This window comes from Limnohabitans sp., from assembly GCF_046052825.1.
Lineage (GTDB): Bacteria > Pseudomonadota > Gammaproteobacteria > Burkholderiales > Burkholderiaceae_C > Limnohabitans.
This window is the reverse complement of record NZ_JAVLFP010000075.1, coordinates 1-4,640: the sequence shown is the minus strand read 5'-3', so window position 1 is coordinate 4,640 and position 4,640 is coordinate 1. Positions and strand designations below refer to the sequence as shown.

Here is a 4,640-nt window from a genome sequence, read left to right as displayed (position 1 = left end):
GAGATCTACACGCGTAAGATCGTCGGCAGCGTCAGATGTGTATAAGAGACAGGCATGGGCAGTGGCATGATTCAGGCCATGATTGTCCCGCAACTGCAGCACCTTTTTGACCGACTGCGCCGATTCCCTTGGCGCAACACCGCGCGCACCTTGCGCCAGCGCTTCCGCGAGGACCGCTTGGGCCAGACCGCGGGCAGCTTGACCTTCACCACCACCATCGCCTTGGTGCCCTTGGTCACGGTGGCCTTGGCGGTGTTCACCGCCTTTCCCATCTTCAGCGACTTTCAAACCGTCTTGCAGCGCCGTCTGGTGGAGAGCTTGGTGCCAGACAACATTTCGCGTCAGGTGTTGGGTTACCTGACCCAGTTCGCCAGCAAAGCCAGCCGCCTGGGGGTGGTGGGTGTCACCGCCTTGGTGTTGTCGGCCATTGCCTTGGTGTTTACCATCGACCGCACGCTCAACGCCATCTGGCGCGTGCGCAAGCGTCGCCCGCTGGCCCAGCGCATCTTGTTGTACTGGACGGCGTTGACCTTGGGGCCCTTGCTCATGGGCGCGAGCTTGGTCATGCTGACCCAGCTGATTGCCGTCTCGCGTGGCCTAGCCCCCGATGTGACCAGCAGCATGCGCTGGTTTTTCAGCGGCTTGGAGTTCATGCTGCTGGCGTGGGGCGTGGGGGCGCTGTACCGCTATGTGCCCTACACCCAGGTGCGCTGGAGCCATGCCCTGGTGGGCGGCGTGTGGGTGGCGGCAGCGACCGAGGTCGCACGCAATGTGCTGGCTTATTACTTCGGCTTGATGCCCACCTATTCCGCGGTGTATGGCGCTTTGGCCACCTTGCCCATTTTGTTGATCTGGATTTATCTGGCTTGGGTCATTGTCCTGGTGGGGGCGGTGCTGGTGGCCAATTTGCCCAGCTTGCTGGGGGGCATTTCACGCGATGGTCGCAGCGTCGGCTGGCGGTTCCAGCTGGCGCTGGAAGTCTTGCAGCGCTTGAATGTGGCGCGTCTCGACCCCAGCCACGGCGTGAGCCTGACCCGCTTGTGCGAAGACCTGCACCTGGACCCCTTGCAACTGGAAGAGGTGTTGACCACCTTGGTCGATCTCGATTGGATTGGCCGCCTCAGCGAATCAGCCGACTCGGCCCACCACGCCGTCAGCGAGTCACGCTTTGTGCTCTTGGCCGACCCGCACCAAACGCCCCTGACCCCGTTGATGGAGCGTTTGCTGTTGGTGCGCAGTGAAGCCGGTGAGGGCTTGTGGATGCGTTGGCAAGACCTGCGGCTCAGAGACGTGCTGTGAGAAAACGCTGCAAGGCATGCAGCGTTTCTTCCGGCGATTCGGTCATTTGATGGTGGCCCATAGGCACCATCACCACTTCATGCGTCTTTCCAGCGTCGCGGGCTTGGTTCACCAAGCTTTGAGCGCCTTTGGGTGTGGTCATTTGGTCTTGGCTGCCCAGCACAAACAGCACGGGGCAGGTGAGGTCGGCCATGGCCTGCAAGCCATTGGCGTAGCTGTCACAAGCGACAAATCCGCGGTGGAACACATTGACTTTGGGATTGCTGGCCAAGATGCGTCGAGACAAGGCAGAGCTGGCGCCGAACACCCAGGTGCCCGGTCCCAGGGCCGAGGGCGGCGCCGCCAACGTGGCGCGTGAAAACACGTTGATCATCTCAATCGCCTTCAAGGGCTGGTTGAGCGAACTCTCCAACAAAGCCGGCGACACCTTCATGGGAAACGCCGTGCCCACCAGCGCGATGTGGCTGATCCGGTCTTTCAAGCGCCCCGCGGTCTCCAGCGCAATCAAAGAGCCCCAGCTGTGGCCGACCAAGGCAGCGCGCTGCACGCCTGCGGCGTCGAGCAAGGCCTCCACAAACTGCGAGGCCTCTTCCACGCTGCTGGGGGCTTCGCCGCCGCTGCGGGCGTGGCCCGGCAAATCCACCGCCAGCACATTGAAGCCGTGGTGGGCCAGATAGCGGGTTTGCAAAATCCACACGCTGTGGTCGCCCAGCACGCCGTGGATGAACACCACCGTGGGTTGGCTTGGGTCAAAGGCTTTGCCGCCGGTGTAGGCGTAGGCCTCGTAGGGCTGACCGCTGGGGCCTTGGAGTGTGAATTTCATGCCGCACCTGCTTTCTCGGCGGCCTTCAAGGCGCGCTTCAAGTCCTCGATCAAGTCGCTGGGGTCTTCCAGCCCAATCGACAAGCGAATCGTTCCGGGGCCAATGCCCGCATCCCGCAGCGCCTCGTCGCTCATGCGAAAGTGGGTGGTGCTGGCCGGGTGAATCACCAGGCTGCGGCAGTCGCCCACATTGGCCAGGTGGCTGAACAACTTCAGGGCTTCGATGAAGGCGCGTCCTTGCGCGCGGCTGCCTTTGAGGTCAAAGCTGAACACCGAGCCCGCCCCGCGCGGGCCAAAGCGCAACAGCTTGTGCGCCAGCGCGTGGCTGGGGTGGTCTTCCATCAAAGGGTGGCCGACACGGCTGACCAGCGGATGGCTGGCCAGGTAGGCCACCACTTTTTCGGTGTTGCTCATGTGGCGCTCCATGCGCAGCGGCAGGGTCTCGATGCCTTGCAAAATCAGCCATGCGCTGTGCGGGCTCAGGCAAGCGCCAAAGTCGCGCAAACCTTCGCGCCGTGCCCGCAGCAAGAAGGCACCCACGGTGCTCTCTTCGCTGAACACCATGTTGTGAAAGCCTTCATACGGCTCGGTGAGTTCTGGGAACTTGCCGCTGCGCTCCCAGTCAAAACTGCCGCCGTCCACCACGATGCCGCCAATCACCGTGCCATGGCCACTCAAGAACTTGGTGGCCGAGTGGTAGACCAAATCGGCGCCGTGCTCAAACGGTTTCATCAGGTAGGGCGAGGTCAGGGTGGAGTCCACCAGCAGCGGCACACCCGCCTCGTGGGCGATTTGCGCGATGGTCGGAATGTCCAGCACATCCAAGCCGGGGTTGCCCACCGTTTCGCCAAAAAACAACTGGGTGTTGGGCCGCACGGCCGCCCGCCAGCCGTCGATGTCGCCGGGTTGGACAAACGTGGTGTCGATGCCAAACCGGCGCAAGGTGTAGTGCAGCAGGTTGTGCGAGCCGCCATACAGCGCGGTGCTGGCCACGATGTGCGCGCCCGCGCCCATGAGTGTGGCAATCGACAGGTGTAGCGCCGCTTGGCCGCTGGCCGTGGCAATGGCACCAATGCCACCTTCGAGTGCGGCCACGCGTTGTTCGAGCACGGCCGTGGTGGGGTTGCTGATGCGGCTGTACACATGGCCTGCGCGCTCTAAGTTGAACAGTGCCGCCGCGTGGTCGCTGGACTCGAACACGAACGAGGTGGTCAGGTGAATGGGCACGGCGCGTGCACCGGTGCTGGGGTCGGGGGCGGCCCCCGCGTGCAAAGCCAGGGTGTCAAAGCTCGGGTCGTTGTAGCCAGGCATGGTTTCCTCGGGGCTGGGGTGGGTGTTTGTCAGTATTTTGAATGCCATTGTGGGCTATATTTCAGGCCCTATCGGCACAGGAGATCCCCATGAAAGTCAGCGACATCTTGCGCGTCAAAGGCGGCGGCACCTTGTTCACCATCAACCCCTTTGATCCTTTGGCCGATGCCGTGAAAACCATGTCCGACCACGACATTGGCTCCTTGGTGGTGATGGAGCATGGTGACTTGGCGGGCATGCTGACCTTCCGTGAGGTCATCCAAGCCATCACCAGAAACGGCGGTGCCATCGGTGACTTCACCGTGCGCAGCGCCATGGACGACCACCCGCTCACCTGTTCACCCGACACCGAACTCGACGAAGTGCGCCGCATGATGCTTGAGAGCCATGCCCGCTACATGCCCGTCATTGGCAACCGCCAACTCCAAGGCGTGATCAGCTTTTATGACGTCGCCAAAACCGTGGTGGACAGCCAGAACTTTGAGAACAAGATGCTCAAGGCCTACATCCGCGATTGGCCCGAAGGCACCGAGCCCGAGTCGGATACCGAGACGGTCAAACTCTGAGCAGGTGTTTGTGGGCGTGTTTTGGGCGGGATGGGATAATCCACTCCCATGAGCGGCAACACCTTCGGAACACTTTTCACCGTCACCAACTTTGGTGAATCCCACGGCCCAGCCATTGGCTGCGTGATTGACGGCTGCCCGCCGGGCATGGCCTTGTCTGAGGCCGACATTCAGCCCGACCTGGACCGTCGCCGTCCTGGCACCTCCAAGTTCGTGACCCAGCGCAACGAGCCCGATGCGGTACAGATCATCTCCGGCGTCTACGAAGGGGTGACCACCGGCACGCCAATTTGCCTGCTGATCCACAACACCGATCAGCGCAGCAAGGACTACGGCAACATCTTGCAAACTTTCCGCCCCGGGCATGCCGACTACACCTACTGGCGCAAGTACGGTGTGCGCGATCCGCGCGGCGGTGGCCGTTCATCGGCCCGGTTGACCGCGCCGATGGTGGCGGCCGGGGCGGTGGCCAAAAAGTGGTTGAAAGAACACCACGGCACCACCTTGCTCGGTTGCATGACGCAAATTGGCGACGTGCCGATTGGCTTTGAGAGCTGGGACCATGTGCCCAACAACCCGTTTTTCGCGCCGGTGGCCGATGTGAGCGCGCTGGAAGACTACATGAACGCGCTGCGCAAATCG

5 protein-coding genes are annotated in these 4,640 nt (G+C 62.2%); 3 read left to right on the top strand and 2 right to left on the bottom strand.

What is annotated here, in order from left to right:
• The first annotated feature begins 78 nt into the window (after window positions 1–78).
• Window positions 79–1,299, top strand: a complete 1,221-nt coding sequence (locus ACKWJN_RS12760) for a YihY family inner membrane protein (protein ID WP_408597471.1) — start codon at window positions 79–81, stop codon at window positions 1,297–1,299.
• Here the strand turns inward: ACKWJN_RS12760 and ACKWJN_RS12755 are convergent.
• Both ACKWJN_RS12755 and ACKWJN_RS12750 read right to left on the bottom strand, forming a co-directional pair.
• Window positions 1,283–2,122 (bottom strand): alpha/beta fold hydrolase, encoded by an 840-nt coding sequence (locus tag ACKWJN_RS12755; RefSeq protein WP_408597470.1) that lies wholly within the window; start codon window positions 2,120–2,122, stop codon window positions 1,283–1,285. The two genes, ACKWJN_RS12760 and ACKWJN_RS12755, sit on opposite strands and share 17 nt — an antisense overlap.
• Window positions 2,119–3,432: an O-acetylhomoserine aminocarboxypropyltransferase gene (locus ACKWJN_RS12750; RefSeq protein WP_408597473.1), complete on the bottom strand. Its 1,314-nt coding sequence runs from the start codon at window positions 3,430–3,432 to the stop codon at window positions 2,119–2,121. The genes ACKWJN_RS12755 and ACKWJN_RS12750 overlap by 4 nt, the downstream gene beginning before the upstream one ends.
• A gap of 89 nt (window positions 3,433–3,521) precedes the next feature.
• Here ACKWJN_RS12750 and ACKWJN_RS12745 point away from each other — a divergent pair, with 89 nt between their 5' ends.
• Together ACKWJN_RS12745 and aroC are read left to right on the top strand one after the other, a co-directional pair.
• Window positions 3,522–3,998: a CBS domain-containing protein gene (locus tag ACKWJN_RS12745; protein ID WP_408597468.1), complete on the top strand. Its 477-nt coding sequence runs from the start codon at window positions 3,522–3,524 to the stop codon at window positions 3,996–3,998.
• 48 nt (window positions 3,999–4,046) lie between these two features.
• Window positions 4,047–4,640, top strand: a 594-nt coding sequence (aroC, locus tag ACKWJN_RS12740; protein WP_408597467.1) for a chorismate synthase, incomplete at its 3' end; no start/stop codon positions are given.